Here is a 16,977-nt window from a genome sequence, read left to right as displayed (position 1 = left end):
TTTATTGTTTTCAAATCAAAACTAAACATTGATATTTTTTCAAAAGAATGCCAAAATAATTTCTCATTTTATACGTATACCCTTATATTTGTAAGTTAGTAAAATAAAAAACCATGCATAAAGATAGTAAACGTAGAGAAGCCTTATTATATCACGCAAAACCTACACCTGGTAAAATTCAGGTAGTTCCCACAAAAAAATATGCAACACAAAGAGATTTAGCTTTGGCTTATTCTCCAGGAGTAGCAGAGCCTTGTTTAGAAATTGAAAAAGACGTTAACAACGTTTATAAATATACCGCAAAAGGAAATTTAGTAGCCGTAATAACAAACGGAACCGCAGTTTTAGGTTTAGGAGATATTGGTCCAGAAGCTTCAAAACCTGTAATGGAAGGTAAAGGTTTATTGTTCAAAATCTTCGCCGATATTGATGTATTCGATATCGAAGTAGGAACAAAAGACATTGAAGAATTCATTGCAACGGTAAAAAATATTTCCCCAACTTTCGGAGGAATTAACCTAGAAGACATCAAAGCACCAGAATCTTTCGAAATTGAAAGACGTTTGGTAGAGGAATTGAATATTCCAGTAATGCACGATGACCAACATGGAACCGCTATTATTTCATCAGCCGCTTTATTGAACGCAGTAGAGTTAGCAGGTAAGAAAATGGAAGAAGTGAAAATGGTCATTTCTGGAGCAGGTTCTGCTGCCATTGCTTGTGCTAATTTATATGTTTCTTTTGGTGTGAAACCTGAAAACGTGGTAATGTTCAACAGTAAAGGTGCTTTACGAAAAGACGATCCAAAAATTTCCGACATGCAACGTGTGTATGCTACAGATAAACATTATGACGATTTAGCACACGCTATGAAAGGTGCCGATGTATTTATCGGATTGTCATCAGGAGATATCGTTACACCTGAAATGTTGTTAGGAATGGCGGACAATCCTATCGTTTTTGCGATGGCGAATCCTACTCCAGAAATCAATTATAATTTAGCTATCGATACCCGTAAAGATATCATTATGGCAACAGGTCGTTCTGATCATCCTAATCAGGTAAATAATGTGTTAGGTTTTCCATTTATTTTTAGAGGTGCTCTAGATGTTAGAGCGACTAAAATTAATGAGGAAATGAAGAAAGCTGCAGTAGTTGCCTTAGCTAATTTGGCAAAAGCATCAGTTCCTGAACAAGTAAATATTGCCTATGGCGAAACCAAATTAACGTTTGGCCGCGATTATATTATTCCAAAACCATTTGACCCAAGATTAATTGCCGAAGTACCACCAGCAGTTGCAAAAGCAGCAATGGATTCAGGTGTGGCAACCGCTCCAATTACGGATTGGGAAAAATATAAAGACGAACTGTTAGAACGAATGGGTTCTGATAACAAAATGATTCGTTTGTTAACTAATAGAGCAAGAACGAATCCAAAACGTATCATTTTCGCAGAAGCAGATCAAATTGATGTGTTAAAAGCGGCGCAAATTGTACATGAAGAAGGTATTGGTTTCCCAATTTTATTAGGAAATAAAGAAATAATTTTAGAATTAAAAGAGGAGATCGGTTTTGATATCGATGTGCCGATTTTTGATCCAAAAACAAAAGAGTCTGAAGCAAAACGCTTAGAGTATGCCAACCATTTTTGGGAAACCAGAAAACGCAAAGGTGTTACGTTATATGAAGCTGAAAAATGGATGCGTGAACGTAACTATTTTGGTTTAATGATGGTAAATACTGGTGAAGCGGATGCAATGGTTACGGGTCATTCAAGAAGTTATCCTTCAACTATTAAACCGGTAATGCAATTAATAGATAAAGCACCTGGTGTTTCTAAAATTGCAACAACCAATATGATGATGACGGCAAGAGGTCCAATTTTCTTGTCAGATACAGCGATTAATCCTAATCCTTCAGCTGATGATTTAGCAAGAATTGCTTTAATGACTGCTAAAACAGTTAGAATGTTTGGTATGGAACCGGTTATTGCAATGATTTCGTATTCAAATTTTGGTTCTTCTAATAATGAAGGTCCAAATAAAGTAAGACAAGCGGTAGCCTATTTGCATGAGAATTTTCCTGATTTAATTGTTGATGGCGAAATTCAAACCGACTTTGCACTGAATCCAGATATGCTAAAAAGTAAGTTTCCATTTTCTAAATTGGTAAATAAAAAAGTAAATACACTTATTTTTCCTAATTTAGACGCAGCAAATATTACTTATAAATTATTAAAAGAATTAAATAAGTCGGAATCTATCGGGCCAATAATTCTTGGTTTGGATAAACCAGTTCACGTGTTTCAATTGGGAGCAAGTGTCGAAGAAATGGTAAACATGGCGGCGGTAGCAGTAGTTGATGCGCAAGAAAAAGGAAAAAAATTACTAAAATAATAAGATAAAATGATAGCGCACATTCAAGGGAGATTAGTTGAAAAAACACCTACCGAAGTAATCATCGATTGCAATGGTGTGGGCTATCATATTAATATTTCGTTACATACTTTTTCATTATTGCCAGATTCGGAAAGTTTAAAATTATTTACTTTTTTGCAAATTAGAGAAGATGCGCATACCTTGTATGGATTTGTAGAAAAACAAGAACGTGAATTGTTTAAATTACTACTTTCGGTTTCTGGAGTAGGTGCTAATACAGCAAGAACTATGTTGTCTTCACTGGCGCCAAGTCAAATTATTCAAGCAATTGCTTCAAATGATGTGGGAACGATGCAATCTATGAAAGGAATTGGATTAAAAACCGCACAGCGTATCATTCTTGACTTGAAAGAAAAAGTGTTAAAAGTGTACAATTTAGATGAAGTTTCTGTCATTGAAAGCAATACAAACAAAGATGAAGCGTTATCTGCTTTAGAAGTTTTAGGTTTTGCCAGAAAAGCAGCCGAAAAAGCAATAGATAAAATTATTAGAGAAACCCCAAATGCCTCTGTAGAAAACTTAATAAAACAAGCTTTAAAAAATTTATAAAACTTGGAAAAAACGGCAATAAAAGCAATAGGTAGTATAAAATATAGTCTTGCATTCATCGTAATGTTATTTTCTTTTTCACTACAAGCTCAAGTAGATGAAGAGGAACAAGATACACTACAAACAGGTGTTGATTTAGGTAAAATTGAAATGCCTAATCCAAAAAGTATTGCTGAATTATATACATACAATTCGGCTACTGATAGATATATTTACACTAACACAGTTGGAGATTTTAATATTAAATATCCATTGATTTTAACTCCTGATCAATATCAAGAATTAATACTTCGTGAAGAAATGCGTAAGTATTATCAAGAAAAATCAGCTGCAATGGATGGGCAAAAAGCTGGTTCAGAAGAAGCAAAGAAAAATTTATTGCCAAGATATTATGTAAATTCTAAATTTTTTGAAAGCATTTTTGGAAGTAATACAATTGATGTAAAACCAACAGGAACAGTTGAATTAGACTTAGGAGTACGTTTCACAAAACAAGATAATCCAGCATTTTCACCAAGAAACAGAAAAACGACAAGTTTTGATTTTGACCAAAGAATCAGTGTAGGATTACAAGGTAAGGTAGGAACACGATTGAATGTTAATATCAATTATGACACACAATCAACTTTTGCTTTTCAAAATTTAATAAAATTAGAATACGCACCAACTGAAGACGATATCATTCAAAAAATTGAAGTAGGTAATGTGAGTTTTCCACTTTCAAATTCGTTAGTTCGTGGCGCACAAAGTTTGTTTGGTGTTAAAGCACAATTGCAATTTGGAAAAACGACATTTACAGGAGTTTTTTCGGAACAAAAATCACAAACAAAATCAGTAACTTCTCAAGGAGGTGGAACACTCCAAGACTTTGAAATGTTTGCTTTAGATTATGATTCGGATCGTCACTATTTCTTATCACAATATTTTAGAAATAAATATGATAAAGCATTAGAGACGTATCCTTATATAAATTCGCGTGTACAAATTACCCGAATCGAGGTTTGGATTACTAATAAACAAAATAGAGTAAGTACAACCGAAAACAACTTAAGAAACATTGTTGCTCTTCAAGATTTAGGAGAAGCACAACTTTTTGGTTTACCAGATAGTGAAGTTGTGGGTGTACCCGATGCTGGTTTTTTTAATGTTTCGCCAGATACACCTTCAGATAATGGGAACAATAAATTTGATCCAAATAATATTGGTGATAACTTCTTAAAAGATAATATTCGAGATGTTTCTACAGCATCAAGTCCTTTTAATATTTTAGGAATGGCCGAAGGAATTGATTTTGCTAAACTTGAAAATGCTCGAAAATTATCTGCTTCAGAATATACTTTTCATCCACAATTAGGATACATTTCGTTAAATCAAAAATTAACAAACGATGAAGTTTTAGCTGTTGCTTATCAATATTCTGTCGGAGGAGATGTGTATCAAGTGGGAGAATTTGGTACTGATGGTGTTGATGCAACTAATGTTGATTCAGGAGGAATCCCTTCATCGCAAGCATTAGTGCTTAAAATGTTAAAATCTAACTTAGTCGTAGTAACAGAGCCAGCTTGGGATTTGATGATGAAAAATATTTATCAAATTCAAGGTGGCTATCAGTTGCAACAAGAAGATTTTAAATTCAATATTTTATACACTGATCCATCACCTTTAAATTATATTACAGAGGCAGGAGTTGATCCTTTACCAGCAGATGTTGAAGAAACACCTTTATTGAAAGTGTTTAACGTTGATAAATTAAATTACACTAATGACCCACAAGAAGGTGGGGATGGTTTTTTTGATTTTATTCCAGGGTTAACTGTTGATACCCAAAAAGGTAGAATTATTTTTACAACTGTTGAACCTTTTGGGAAACATTTATTTGAAAAGTTAAGATTGAATCCAACGGAAGACTATGATGGAACAATTTATAATTCAAATCAAACAAAATACGTTTTTAGAAATTTATATAAAAGCACACAAGCTGCTGCATTACAAGAAAGTGCAAAAAATAAATTCCAGTTAAAGGGGCGTTTTAAATCGATGGGTGGCGACGGAATTTCAATTGGTGCTTTCAATGTGCCACAAGGTTCAGTTGTAGTTACAGCAGGTGGAAGAGTTTTAATTGAAGGTGTAGATTATACCGTAAACTATCAGTTAGGAAAAGTGCAAATCATTGATCCTTCGCTTCAAGCTTCAAATACACCAATTGAGGTTTCTGTTGAAAACAACTCTGTTTTTGGACAACAAACCAGAAGATTTTGGGGAATCAATGTAGAACACAAATTCAACGATAAATTTTTAGTTGGTGCTACATTTTTAAATATGTCTGAGCGACCATTTACTACAAAATCGAATTACGGACAAGAATCGGTGAACAATTCAATTTTTGGAATAAACACAAACTTTTCTACTGAAGTTCCTTTCTTAACACGATTAGTAAATAAATTACCAAATATTGATACTGATGTACCTTCTAATCTTTCTTTTAGAGGCGAATTTGCATATTTAAAACCAGGTTCGTCAAAAACAGATCAATTTAATGGAGAAGCTACAACTTACATTGATGATTTTGAAGGTTCTCAATCTACAATTGATATGCGTTCACCACTATCTTGGAGTTTAGCAAGTGTTCCATTAGAAGATAATTATGATGGTGATCCAACTTCAAATGAACCTCCAGTAGATGATTTATCTATAGGAGATAAAAGAGCAAAAATGTCTTGGTATTCGATAGATCCTATTTTTTATACACAACCACCAGGAGGAGTATCTGATGATGACTTGTCTTTAAATAAAACCAGAAGAGTTTTTAGTAGAGAATTATATCCAGTTACAGATATAGCACAGGGGCAAACGAATGTTGTTAGTACTTTAGATTTAACATACTTTCCAAAAGATAGAGGACCTTATAATTTTAATACCTCTTTAGCATCTACAAACCAATTTACCGATGCAGATGCGCCAAACAATTGGGCGGGTATTATGCGTTCAATAAACTCAACTAATTTTGAACAATCAAATGTTGAGTATATTCAGTTTTGGGTTATGGACCCGTATTATGGAAACCCTGGAGATATTGCAGATCCTACAAATACAGGAAAAATAGTTTTTAATCTTGGAGAAATTTCTGAAGATGTTTTAAGAGATGGTAAAAAACTATATGAAAATGGACTTCCAGAAGCTGGAGCAGCTACTCCAACAGTTTCAACAGCTTGGGGACAAGTTCCAGCATCACAATCATTAATTTATGCATTTGATACTTCTGATGCTAATAGAAATGTTCAAGATGCTGGTTTTGACGGATTGTTAGACGCAGATGAAGCTATAAAATATCCTGCTTTTGCAGGTCAACCAGACCCAGCTGCAGACAATTATAATTTTTATTTGAATACTGGTGGAAGTATCGTTGACCGATATAGAGATTATAATGGGAATCAGGGTAATTCACCTGTAAATGTTACCGATACAAATAGAGGTAACACAACTTATCCTGATGTAGAAGACGTTAATCGTGACAACACTATGAACACGATTAACGCCTATTTTAAATTTGAAGTGCCAATTCAATATTATCCAGATGGTGCTGTCCCAGTAGGTCAAAATTATATTGCTGATTTTAGAGAAGATAATAATGTGGATCTGCCAAATGGTGAAACGGGAAGAGCGAGATGGATTTTATATAAAATTCCAATTTTAGAATTTACCGATGCTAATAAAGTTGGCCCAATTTCAGATTTTCGCTCAATACGATTTATGCGTATGTACATGGCAGGATTTAAAGAAGAAGTTACTTTAAGATTTGGAGCCTTAGATTTGGTTAGAGGTGAATGGAGAAGATTTACAAGTTCTTTAGACATCAATGACACCGATATTGATGATGACAACACAGGTTTTGATGTTGTAGCACTAAACATTCAAGAAAACGGAAGTAGAAGTCCAATAAATTATGTTACTCCACCAGGTGTGGTTCGTGAACAATTGTACAACAACAATACAGTAATTAATCAAAATGAACAGTCACTTTCTTTAAGAGTATATAAAAAAGATCCAGCTATTGCAGGATTAGGAGGTTTAGAGATTGAAGATTCTAGAGCCGTTTTCAAAAATGTAAATGTAGACATGCGTCAGTTTAAAAAACTAAGAATGTTTTTACATGCAGAAGCTTTAGAACCAAATACAGATGGAGATAGATTACAAGATGATGAAATGGTAGCATTTATTCGTTTTGGAAACGACTTTACTGAAAACTTTTACCAAGTAGAGATGCCTTTGAAAGTAACACCTCATGGAGCAACTTCAGCAGAAGATATTTGGCCAGAGGAAAACGAAATAACATTACCATTAGAATACTTAACGGCTTTAAAAATATTAAAACTTCAAAACAATCCTAACGTTGTAGTTGATGCAAATGGAATTGGTTTTATTGAAGAAGAAAATCCTGAAATTGGCTCATCAAATAATAGATTAACTCTTGGTATTAAAGGAAATCCTAACTTTGGTTTAGTTAGAACTTTAATGATTGGAGTTAAAAATAAATCTGGTGAAGTTCAGCGTGGTGAAGTTTGGTTTAATGAATTGCGCATGTCTGATATGGACAACAAAGGTGGTTATGCAGCTGTTGCTAATTTGGATACCAATTTAGCAGATTTTGCAAATATTTCAGCAACTACAAGAGTGAGTACTATTGGTTTTGGTTCATTAGAACAAGGGCCAAATGAAAGAAGTAGAGAAGATGTTTTTCAATATGATATTGTTACCAATGTTAATTTAGGAAAATTATTGCCTAAAAAATGGGGAATTACATTGCCGTTCAATTATGCGGTAGGTGAAGAAACAATTACACCAAAATTTGACCCTTTCTATCAAGATATTGAATTAGATCAATTGTTGGATATTACTGATGACGCTACTGAAAGAGCTAATATTGAAAATAGAGCAATTGATTATACAAAACGCACGAGTATCAATTTCATTGGTGTTAGAAAAGAGAAAAATCCTGAGAAAAAATCTCATTTTTATGATGTAGAAAACTTAACGCTTTCCTACTCAATGAATGAAATGGAACACCATGATTATGAAATTGAAAGTTTAGAAGATAAGCAAAATAGAACATCGGTAGATTATGCGTATTCGTTTAAACCACTTACAGTTGAGCCTTTCAAAAACTCTAAAACCTTAAAGAAAAGCGGATATTATAAAATGTTGAGCGATTTTAATTTTAATTTCTTACCAACTAATATTAACTTTAGTTCAACTATTTTAAGACAATTTAATAGACAACGTTTCAGATTAGTAGACGTCCAAGGAATAGGTTTAGGGGATTTATATAGACGTAATTATTTCTTCAACTATCAATATGGGTTTAATTATAATATCACAAAATCATTGCGTGTAAATTATACTGCGGCTTCAAATAATATTGTTAGAAATTATTTAGATGAAAATAATTTACCAATGGACGGTCTCGATATTTGGGATGGTTATTGGGATGTTGGTGAATCAAATCAGCACAATCAACAATTGGTTGTAAATTATGATTTACCAATTAATAAAATACCAGCATTGGCTTTCGTGAAATCGACTTATATTTATACAGGAGATTACAACTGGCAACGTGCATCAGATGCTTTTTCTACCATAGAAGCAGAAGATGGAACAATTTATCCATTAGGGAACACTATTCAAAACGCGAGTTCTCACAAATTGAATACTACTTTAACAATGGATATGTTGTATAAATATATTGGTTTGACCAAAAATAAATCAAATAAATCAAAAGCTAAAGAAACCAAAGAAAAAGCAACAGCGCCAAAACCTGGACAAAAATTGGTAGCCGCAAACAAAAACATAAATACTGAAAGGAGTATTTTTATGAGTGGATTAATAGGTGTTGCAACAAGTGTAAAAACCATACAAGCAAACTTTACACAAAACGAAGGAACTGTTCTTCCAGGATATCTTCCAGGTTTAGGATTTTTTGGTTCTTCAAAACCAACACTTGGATTTGTTTTTGGTAGCCAAGCCGATGTCAGATACGAAGCTGCAAGAAATGGATGGTTAACTTCTTTCCCAGAATTTAATCAAAATTATACACAAGTAAAAAACAAACAATTTAATTTTACAGCAGAGCTAGAGCCATTTCCAGATTTAAAAATTACTTTGTCTGGAGATAGAACTTATGCTTACAATTATTCAGAACAATATGATGTGACTTCAGGGCAATATAATTCGCGTTCACCTTATGATTTTGGTAATTTTAATATTTCAACTATTTTAATTAAAACCGCTTTTTCACAAAGTGATGTTGATTTCTCAGAAGCTTTTCAAGATTTTAGAGATAATCGATTAAAGGTTGCTGATAGATTAGCTGCCAGTTATTATGGAGGAGGTTCAATTCCAAGAGATGCAGAAGGTTATCCAATTGGTTATGGTAAAAACAGCCAACAAGTATTGTTACCATCGTTTGTTGCTGCATATTCAGGAAAAGACGCAAGTAAGATCTCAACAGGTGTGTTTAGAGATATACCATTACCAAACTGGAATGTAAAATATACGGGTTTAATGCGTTACAAGTGGTTTAAAGATAAATTTAAAACCTTCTCAATTCAACATGGATATAGAGCAAGTTATAACATTAATGCATTCCGTTCAAACTTGAATACAACACCAACAGATGCTAATGGAAATTTCTATGCAAGTAAATTAATTTCGAATGTTAATTTAGCCGAGCAATTTAATCCGTTAGTCAAAGTAGATATGACATTGAAAAATTCATTTAAAATTTTAGCCGAAATTAAAAAAGATAGAACTTTAAACATGAGTTTTGATAATAATCTTTTAACTGAAGTAACTGGAAACGAATACATCATTGGAATAGGATATAGAATTAAAGATGTAACTTTTAACTCTAAATTAGCAGATAATGTTTCAGGAGTAATTAAAAGTGATATCAATATAAAAGCAGATTTCTCTCTTCGTAAAAACAATACAATTGTTCGTTATTTAGATTACGATAACAATCAACTAGGTGGAGGTCAAGATATGTGGTCTGTTAAATTAACTGCAGATTACTCGTTTAGTAAAAATTTAACAGCAAGATTCTTTTATGATCATCAGTTTTCTCAAGCGGTTATTTCAACATCTTTCCCAATAACTAATATTAGATCTGGTTTTACACTGATTTATAACTTCGGAAATTAATAAAATTTAAAACCTGTATTTTTAATGCAGGTTTTTTTAATTGCAAGTAAAAAATAACAAAAAACATATTTTACAATTCAATAATTACAATTACATTTGTCCAACAATAAAATCAAACCAAATAATGAATATACCAACTAATTTAAAATACACAAAAGACCACGAGTGGGTTTTAGTTGACGGAGATGTTGCTACAGTAGGAATTACCGATTTTGCTCAAAAAGAATTGGGTGACATCGTTTATGTAGAAGTTGAAACTTTAGATCAAACTTTAGATAAAGATGAAGTTTTTGGAACAGTTGAAGCAGTAAAAACTGTTTCAGATTTATTTTTACCACTTTCTGGAGAAATCATTGAATTCAACGATTCATTAGAATCTGATCCTGAAAAAGTAAACACTGATCCTTATGGAGATGGTTGGATGGTAAAAGTTAAAATTTCAGATGCTTCAGAAATAGATGCGCTTTTATCAAGTGAAGATTACAAAGCACTTATCGGAGCGTAATTTATTTATTCTTGCATTATTTTGGACAATTGCTATAACAATTGCAAGTTTAGTTAGTCTAAGTAATATGCCAAGGGTAAATGTTCTAGGGAAAGATAAAACAGTACATTTTTTATTTTACTTTGTTTTAACACTTACCTGGAATTTTGCATTACAAAAAAAATATAAAAACTGGGCGTTAAAATATATAATAGTTTTTGTCGTAATTGGTTATGGCATAGTTATTGAGGTTTTACAAGAAGTTTTAACAAAAACTAGGCAAGCAGATCTATATGATGTAATCGCTAATTCAGCAGGAGCATTAGTAGCTTTGATTGTTATTTTTTGGTTAAAAAATAAAACTTTTGAAAAAAAATTTTAAAACATTTCTATTATTAACTATATTAGCACCTCAAAATTAAAATCATGGAAGTAAAGAAAAATCCTAACGTAGATCCAAAAAGAAATAGCACGCTATATTTCCAAATTGGATTAGCCGCAGTTTTGTTATTAACATATGTTGGAATCGAACTAAAATCGGAAGATCCAAGAGCTGAAAAAGTAGAGCTTGTTATTGAGGATAATTTCGTAGAGGATGATGTAGCTATTTTAACTATGCCACCTGCTCAAAAATTACCACCACCACCACCACCTGCACCAGTTGAAATTCAGGTTGTGGATAACAAAGTGGAAATCAAAGAGACTAAGATTGAAAAAACGGAAACAAACGAGAATACACAACAACAAGAAACTAAAACTGCAGATTCATACGGTGATGAAGGTAGCTCTGGTGAAGATATTCCTGATGAATTACCATTTAGTGTAATTGAACAAGTTCCAATCTTTCCTGGATGTGAAAATGAGCCAAAGGCAAAGCAATTTGATTGCTACCAGCAACAGATGGCAAAATTTATTCAGAAAAATGTTAATTATAATGATAGGATTACTGAAGCTGGTGTTCAAGGAAGAGTTCAAGTTGAATATGTTATTGGATTAGATGGTAAAGTTACAGTTACTAGAGTTAAAGGTCCAAATGGAGGTGAGCACATTGAAAAAGAAGCAAAAAGAATCATCGAAAAGCTTCCTAAATTATCTCCAGGAAAACAAAGAAATAAGCCAGTAAAAGTTAGACACGTAGTGCCAATCACTTTTAGATTTGAATAATATTAAAATCCCAACTTTATGTTGGGATTTTTTTTGGCATATATATTGTATAGATTATTTAACAAGTTGTTAACTATTAATCTGTATATATTATGAAACCAAATGTGGATTTTCCGAAAAAAGCCAAAAATAGCTTTATTTTTTTTCAGATAGGGCTTATTGCAACTATGTTAGTAGTATTGTTTGTGTTGGAATTCAATTTTGAATTGAAATCAAAAAAAGCAGTTGTGCCAGAAACTATACCTACAATAGATATTTCTGTGCCAACAAATTTTAAAATTATTCCAAAGATGAACCCAATCGCTGAAAATAAACCAAATGCTCAGCCAAAGTTTACTAATCAATTCAAAGAGACAACTAAAGAAGTTCCTAAAGATAAAGTAAAACCAGTTGACAACACTCCAAAAGATTTGGATACAAATACACCTAAAGAGCCTGTTAGTGAGAATCCTATTAAAGAAGTCCCTTCTACAAAGCCAGAAACGCCAACAGTTTTAAATGTAGAAGAATTACCAATGTTTCCTGCTTGTAGAGGGTTAAGTAGAAATGAACAGTTGAAATGCTTTGAAGAGCAAATGAGTAAAGCTGTGGCAAAAAATGCAGAATATCCTGAGATTGATCGCGAAAACGGAAAACAAGGAAGAGCATTAATTTCTTTTATTATTGATGAAAATGGTAAAATCATTGATGTAAAAGCATTAGATAATAAAAATGCAACACCAGAAATGAAAATTGCAGCCGAAAAAGCAGTTCGTAAAGTATCAAAACTTACACCAGCAAAACAAGGTGGAAAGCCGGTTAGAATTAAATACGTCATTCCAGTTTCATTTCGATTATAATAATTAAAATAAACCTATAAAATCATCCCACATCAGTGGGATTTTTTTATTTTTACCACTTATTACAAATACTACAGGCATGGACATTAAGCAATATTTAGATTCTACTTATTTGAAAACAGCTCAACAAGCTAATTTATCTGAAGAAGAAAACACTCAAGTAGTTAAAAATTGTATTCAAGAAGCAATCGATAACAATTTTAAATTGATTATGATTCGACCTGATAAAGTAGTTTTGGCCAAAGAAATGATTCAAAATGCAAAATCAAAAGTTACCATCGGAACAGTAATTGATTTTCCTGAAGGCGATGGTGCTTTGGCAGATAAATTAGCAGAAGCTACTCAGGCTATTTATGATGGAGCAGATGATTTAGATTTTGTAGTAGATTATAAAGCCTTTAAAAATGATGAGATTGATAAAGTGAAAACGCAAGTTTTAGAAGGAACTAAATTAGGACTTAAACACAATAAGATTGTGAAATGGATTATCGAAGTAGCCGCTTTAAATAATCATCAAATTGTACAATTGTCTGCTTTGATAAAAAATGTGGTTATTGCAAACTGTAACGAAAAAGAGTATGAAAAAGTATTTGTAAAATCGTCTACAGGATTTTATAAAACGCCCGAAGGTATGCCAAACGGAGCAACTGTTCCTACCATAAAATTAATGCTCGAAAACTCATTTCCATTGCCTGTAAAAGCTGCTGGTGGAGTTAGAACCTATGAAGAAGCAGTTGAGATGATTCGGTTAGGTGTAAAAAGAATTGGAACTTCAGCAGCTAAAACAATAGCAAACGGAGAAGTTTCTAATAGCGATTATTAAAAAAATAAGTATCTACTCATGAAAAATAGTTATATTTTATTGTTGTTGGTTTTCGGATTTACAACTTTTGCACAAACAAGTTCAAGAGAACAATTTCCACTTTTTTCGGAATGTGAAGCATCCGTTTTAGATCAACAGGAAGCTTGTTTTTACAACACAATTCAGAATTTTGTGTACACCAATTATAAAGTAGCAGATGATGTTAAATCGGCTAATTTTAAAGGAAATGTAATTGCACTTTTTGAAGTAGATACAACCGGAACGTTTAAAATTCTATATATCGATGCGCCTTACGAATCTTTAAAAACAGAAACAAAACGTGTTTTTGAGCTATTGCCAAAAGTAAAACCCGCAACTTATTCTGGACGAAAAACATATTCAAAATTTACTTTAAAAATTGCAATTCCGTTAGAGAAACCAAATGTGTTCTCGTCTAAAACCGAAGTTGTTCAAGATAAAACCAATACAACTTTGATTGATAATACAAAAGAATTGTCAGAGTATGATGACATTGTATATAAACCTTTCGAAAATCCGCAATTCAAAAGCAAAGGGAATATTATGTTCTCGCATCAAAATTATGGTGTTTTTGATGCCTTGCTCAATCAAGTTGGAAGTAATAATCATACTGCTTCAAAGCCTTTTTCGTATGATGAAGTAGCAAAATATTATGATTTTGAAACCGTAAACCAATCAGCTTTAAAACAAAAAGAATCATGGTGGGGAAGAAAATTTTGGAACGAAAACTTAGTTGCTATTCAAGGTGAAGGATATTGGTTTGCATTAAATCCTATTTTAGATTTAAGAATTGGAAAAGATACCGAAAGTGAAGCGTCAAACACTTTTGTAAACACAAGAGGAGTTAAAATTGATGGTGGTTTAGGAGAACAATTAACGTTTTCTACTTCTATTTTTGAAAGCCAAGGCCGATTTGCTGATTATTATAATGGTTTTGCGGAAAGTATTAGACCATCAGGTGGAAATCCTGCAATTATTCCTGGAATTGGAATAGCAAAACGCTTTAAAGAAGATGCTTATGATTTTCCAATGGCAGAAGCAAATATTAAGTATACTCCAAGTCAATTTATTAATTTACAATTGGGTTACGGGAGAAATTTTTTAGGCGACGGATATCGTTCTCTTTTGCAAGGGGATGGCACAAGTCCGTATCCGTTTTTTAAAATCAATACTACTTTTTGGAAAATTAAGTACACTAACACCTACATGTGGTTAAAAGATGTTCGTGATTTAGCAACAGTTGACGGAACCTATGCAACAAAATACATGGCAAGTCATTATTTGAGTTGGAATGCAACGAAAAGATTAAATATTGGTTTTTTTGAAAATGTAGTTTGGACCAATACGAACGAAAGAGGTTTTGATTTCAACTTTGTAAATCCATTGATATTTTACAGAGCAGTAGAATTTGGATCTTCTTCAAAAACTGGAAATGCGGTATTAGGACTTTCCTCAAAATACAAGTGGAACAATCAGATTAACTTTTACGGACAATTTTTAATCGACGAATTTGCGATTGGCGATGTGCAAGAAAGTAATCAAAGTTGGAGAAATAAATTTGGTTATCAAGTAGGAGTAAAGTATTATGATGCGTTTAAAGTTAAAAACTTATTGTTGCAATTAGAATATAATCAAGTTCGACCTTATGTGTATTCACACAGTAATCCTTTGACAAATTACGGGCACAATAACCAAAGTATGGGACACAATTGGGGTGCAAATTTCAGAGAATTAGTAGCCATTGCGCGTTATTATAAAGGAAGATATTTTGCTGATGCGAAATTAATTTACGGACAACGTGGTTTTGATTTCAATAACGGAACCGATAATTTCAACTACGGAGGAAATATCTATTTAGATTACGATGAAAATCGTCCTTACGACACAGGAGTTTCAATAGCACAAGGAAATAAAACTACTGTTATGATTGCCGATTTACAAGTAGGATATTTAGTAAATCCAGCTTCAAATTTAAAAGTTTTTGGAAATATTTTATTTAGAAATTTTGACCCAACAGCTGAAACTGCTGCAACGGTTAAATCAAATACTACTTGGTTTTCAATTGGATTAAGAAGCGATTTATTTAACTGGTATTTTGATTATTAGTAGTAGAAATTAATTTTCTTAAAATAGACATGAAAAGACTAATAGTAATATTTTTTTTAACGAATTCTTTATCATTCAGTCAAGAAAAGACAATAAGAGAATTTGTTTCTGAATTGAACTTAACAAAGTTGGTAATAAAAGATAACTTCATATTTTCTGGTAATATATTAGATTCAAAATTAGAATGTAAAAATTATTATTATTGAAAAAAGAAAAGGATTCTACTTATTTGTTTAGCCTCAAAGAAGACTCTAATTTTATTGCTTTTTTACCTGTTGGAAATTATTACATTGATGAAAATTTTAAAAACATCTCCCAAAACCCTAATGGTTACTATGGTTCAATCGCTCCTTCAGATTTATTGATTTATAATAAAAAAGCAGATGAGTTTTATTACATTAAATGTTTAGCTTCTGGAAGTTCAAAATATTCTAAAGAAGGAATTGAATATGACTTATATTTTGAAATTTATCCTCCAATAATGCTTTTAGATAACAAATTAAATCCTAAATATTATTTTTTTGATACGGAGGAAGATGGCGACATAAACTTAGCTTATTATGAAATTTTATTTTTTGAAAATTATTTTCAAATTAATTCATTTGCTCAAAAGGAAAGAAAAAAAATAAACATTCAGGATTTAAAGTTTGATGATTTAGAAGAAGTTTGTACGAAGGAAACAGTTTTAATAAAAAAAGAATATTTTAAATACAATAAAATCGATATCTTTAATATTTATAATCAAAAAATGAATAAGCAGTTGTTGCCTCATTTTCCTCGAGTAGAAAATTAATCATCAATGTTGAGTTTTAGTTTGAAAAAAATAGCCTTCATAACAATTTTTTCTATTTTCCTTTTTGCATGTAGAGAAGCAAATTTTAAAGAGTATTCTATCGAGAAGATTGTATTTTCAAGTGATTTTTATTCGGATTCAGTTCATGAAGTCTCCATTAAAAACAAAGAGGAAGTTGATTATTATGTAAGCCAAGTAAGTAATCTTAAAAATGGAAGTGATGTATATTTTAAGCCTTTTGAAGGAGCTTTAGATATTTACTTTTATGTAAAAACGAAAAATGGAGAAAATAAAATAATCCCATCACTTCATACAAGTATTATCATTAAAAAAGATAATGTTTATATATTCAAAAATTACAATGGAGAATTTAAAAATGATTCTCTTGCTAACGAGATAATAAAAAGATATAAAAAAGGAATTAATAATAAAGATTTTGAATGATTTTTTGTGGTAATTATCCTTTTCTATTATTATAAACTCAATAATTCCCAATTTTTAACGAATTTTCTAAATTCTAAATTCCAAATTCTAAATTTCATATCGTATCTTTGCACGCAATTTAG

At 31.8% G+C, this 16,977-nt stretch carries 11 protein-coding genes; all 11 read left to right on the top strand.

The genetic code is table 11. The features are described from left to right. The first annotated feature begins 113 nt into the window (after positions 1-113). The 11 genes from M9Q43_RS00140 (at position 114) to M9Q43_RS00090 (ending at position 16,855) form a co-directional block, all read left to right on the top strand. Positions 114-2,396, top strand: a complete 2,283-nt coding sequence (locus M9Q43_RS00140; RefSeq protein ID WP_262316970.1) for an NADP-dependent malic enzyme — start codon at positions 114-116, stop codon at positions 2,394-2,396. A 9-nt stretch (positions 2,397-2,405) separates the two neighbouring features. Next, complete coding sequence (gene ruvA, locus M9Q43_RS00135; protein ID WP_262316969.1) at positions 2,406-2,987, top strand: Holliday junction branch migration protein RuvA; 582 nt, start codon at positions 2,406-2,408, stop codon at positions 2,985-2,987. A 63-nt stretch (positions 2,988-3,050) separates the two neighbouring features. After that, a complete protein-coding gene (gene sov, locus M9Q43_RS00130; protein ID WP_262317420.1) occupies positions 3,051-10,184 on the top strand; it encodes a T9SS outer membrane translocon Sov/SprA in 7,134 nt (2,377 codons plus the stop codon). Positions 10,185-10,308: 124 nt separating this feature from the next. Further along, the gene (gene gcvH, locus M9Q43_RS00125; protein ID WP_262316968.1) at positions 10,309-10,689 is read left to right on the top strand and encodes a glycine cleavage system protein GcvH; all 381 of its coding nucleotides are present in this window, start codon (positions 10,309-10,311) and stop codon (positions 10,687-10,689) included. Beyond that, positions 10,658-11,050 (top strand): VanZ family protein, encoded by a 393-nt coding sequence (locus M9Q43_RS00120; RefSeq protein WP_262316967.1) that lies wholly within the window; start codon positions 10,658-10,660, stop codon positions 11,048-11,050. The genes gcvH and M9Q43_RS00120 overlap by 32 nt, the downstream gene beginning before the upstream one ends. Positions 11,051-11,094: 44 nt before the next feature. Continuing rightward, positions 11,095-11,832, top strand: coding sequence for an energy transducer TonB (locus tag M9Q43_RS00115; RefSeq protein WP_262316966.1), 738 nt, complete (start codon positions 11,095-11,097; stop codon positions 11,830-11,832). A 167-nt stretch (positions 11,833-11,999) separates the two neighbouring features. Further along, on the top strand, positions 12,000-12,671 hold the full coding sequence (locus M9Q43_RS00110; RefSeq protein WP_262316965.1) for an energy transducer TonB: 672 nt from the start codon (positions 12,000-12,002) through the stop codon (positions 12,669-12,671). Between the two features lie 79 nt (positions 12,672-12,750). Beyond that, on the top strand, positions 12,751-13,494 hold the full coding sequence (deoC, locus tag M9Q43_RS00105) for a deoxyribose-phosphate aldolase (protein WP_262316964.1): 744 nt from the start codon (positions 12,751-12,753) through the stop codon (positions 13,492-13,494). An 18-nt stretch (positions 13,495-13,512) separates the two neighbouring features. Further along, positions 13,513-15,618 carry a capsule assembly Wzi family protein gene (locus tag M9Q43_RS00100; protein WP_262316963.1) on the top strand — a complete coding sequence of 702 codons (2,106 nt, stop codon included), beginning with the start codon at positions 13,513-13,515 and terminating at the stop codon, positions 15,616-15,618. A 202-nt stretch (positions 15,619-15,820) separates the two neighbouring features. Further along, a complete protein-coding gene (locus tag M9Q43_RS00095) occupies positions 15,821-16,411 on the top strand; it encodes a hypothetical protein (protein ID WP_262316962.1) in 591 nt (196 codons plus the stop codon). Between the two features lie 21 nt (positions 16,412-16,432). Beyond that, on the top strand, positions 16,433-16,855 hold the full coding sequence (locus M9Q43_RS00090; protein ID WP_262316961.1) for a hypothetical protein: 423 nt from the start codon (positions 16,433-16,435) through the stop codon (positions 16,853-16,855). Positions 16,856-16,977 lie beyond the last annotated feature (122 nt).

This window comes from Flavobacterium odoriferum (assembly GCF_025499515.1).
Taxonomy (GTDB): Bacteria; Bacteroidota; Bacteroidia; order Flavobacteriales; family Flavobacteriaceae; genus Flavobacterium; species Flavobacterium odoriferum.
Note: the sequence above shows the minus strand (reverse complement) of the source record. Positions and strands in the feature narration are given on the sequence as shown.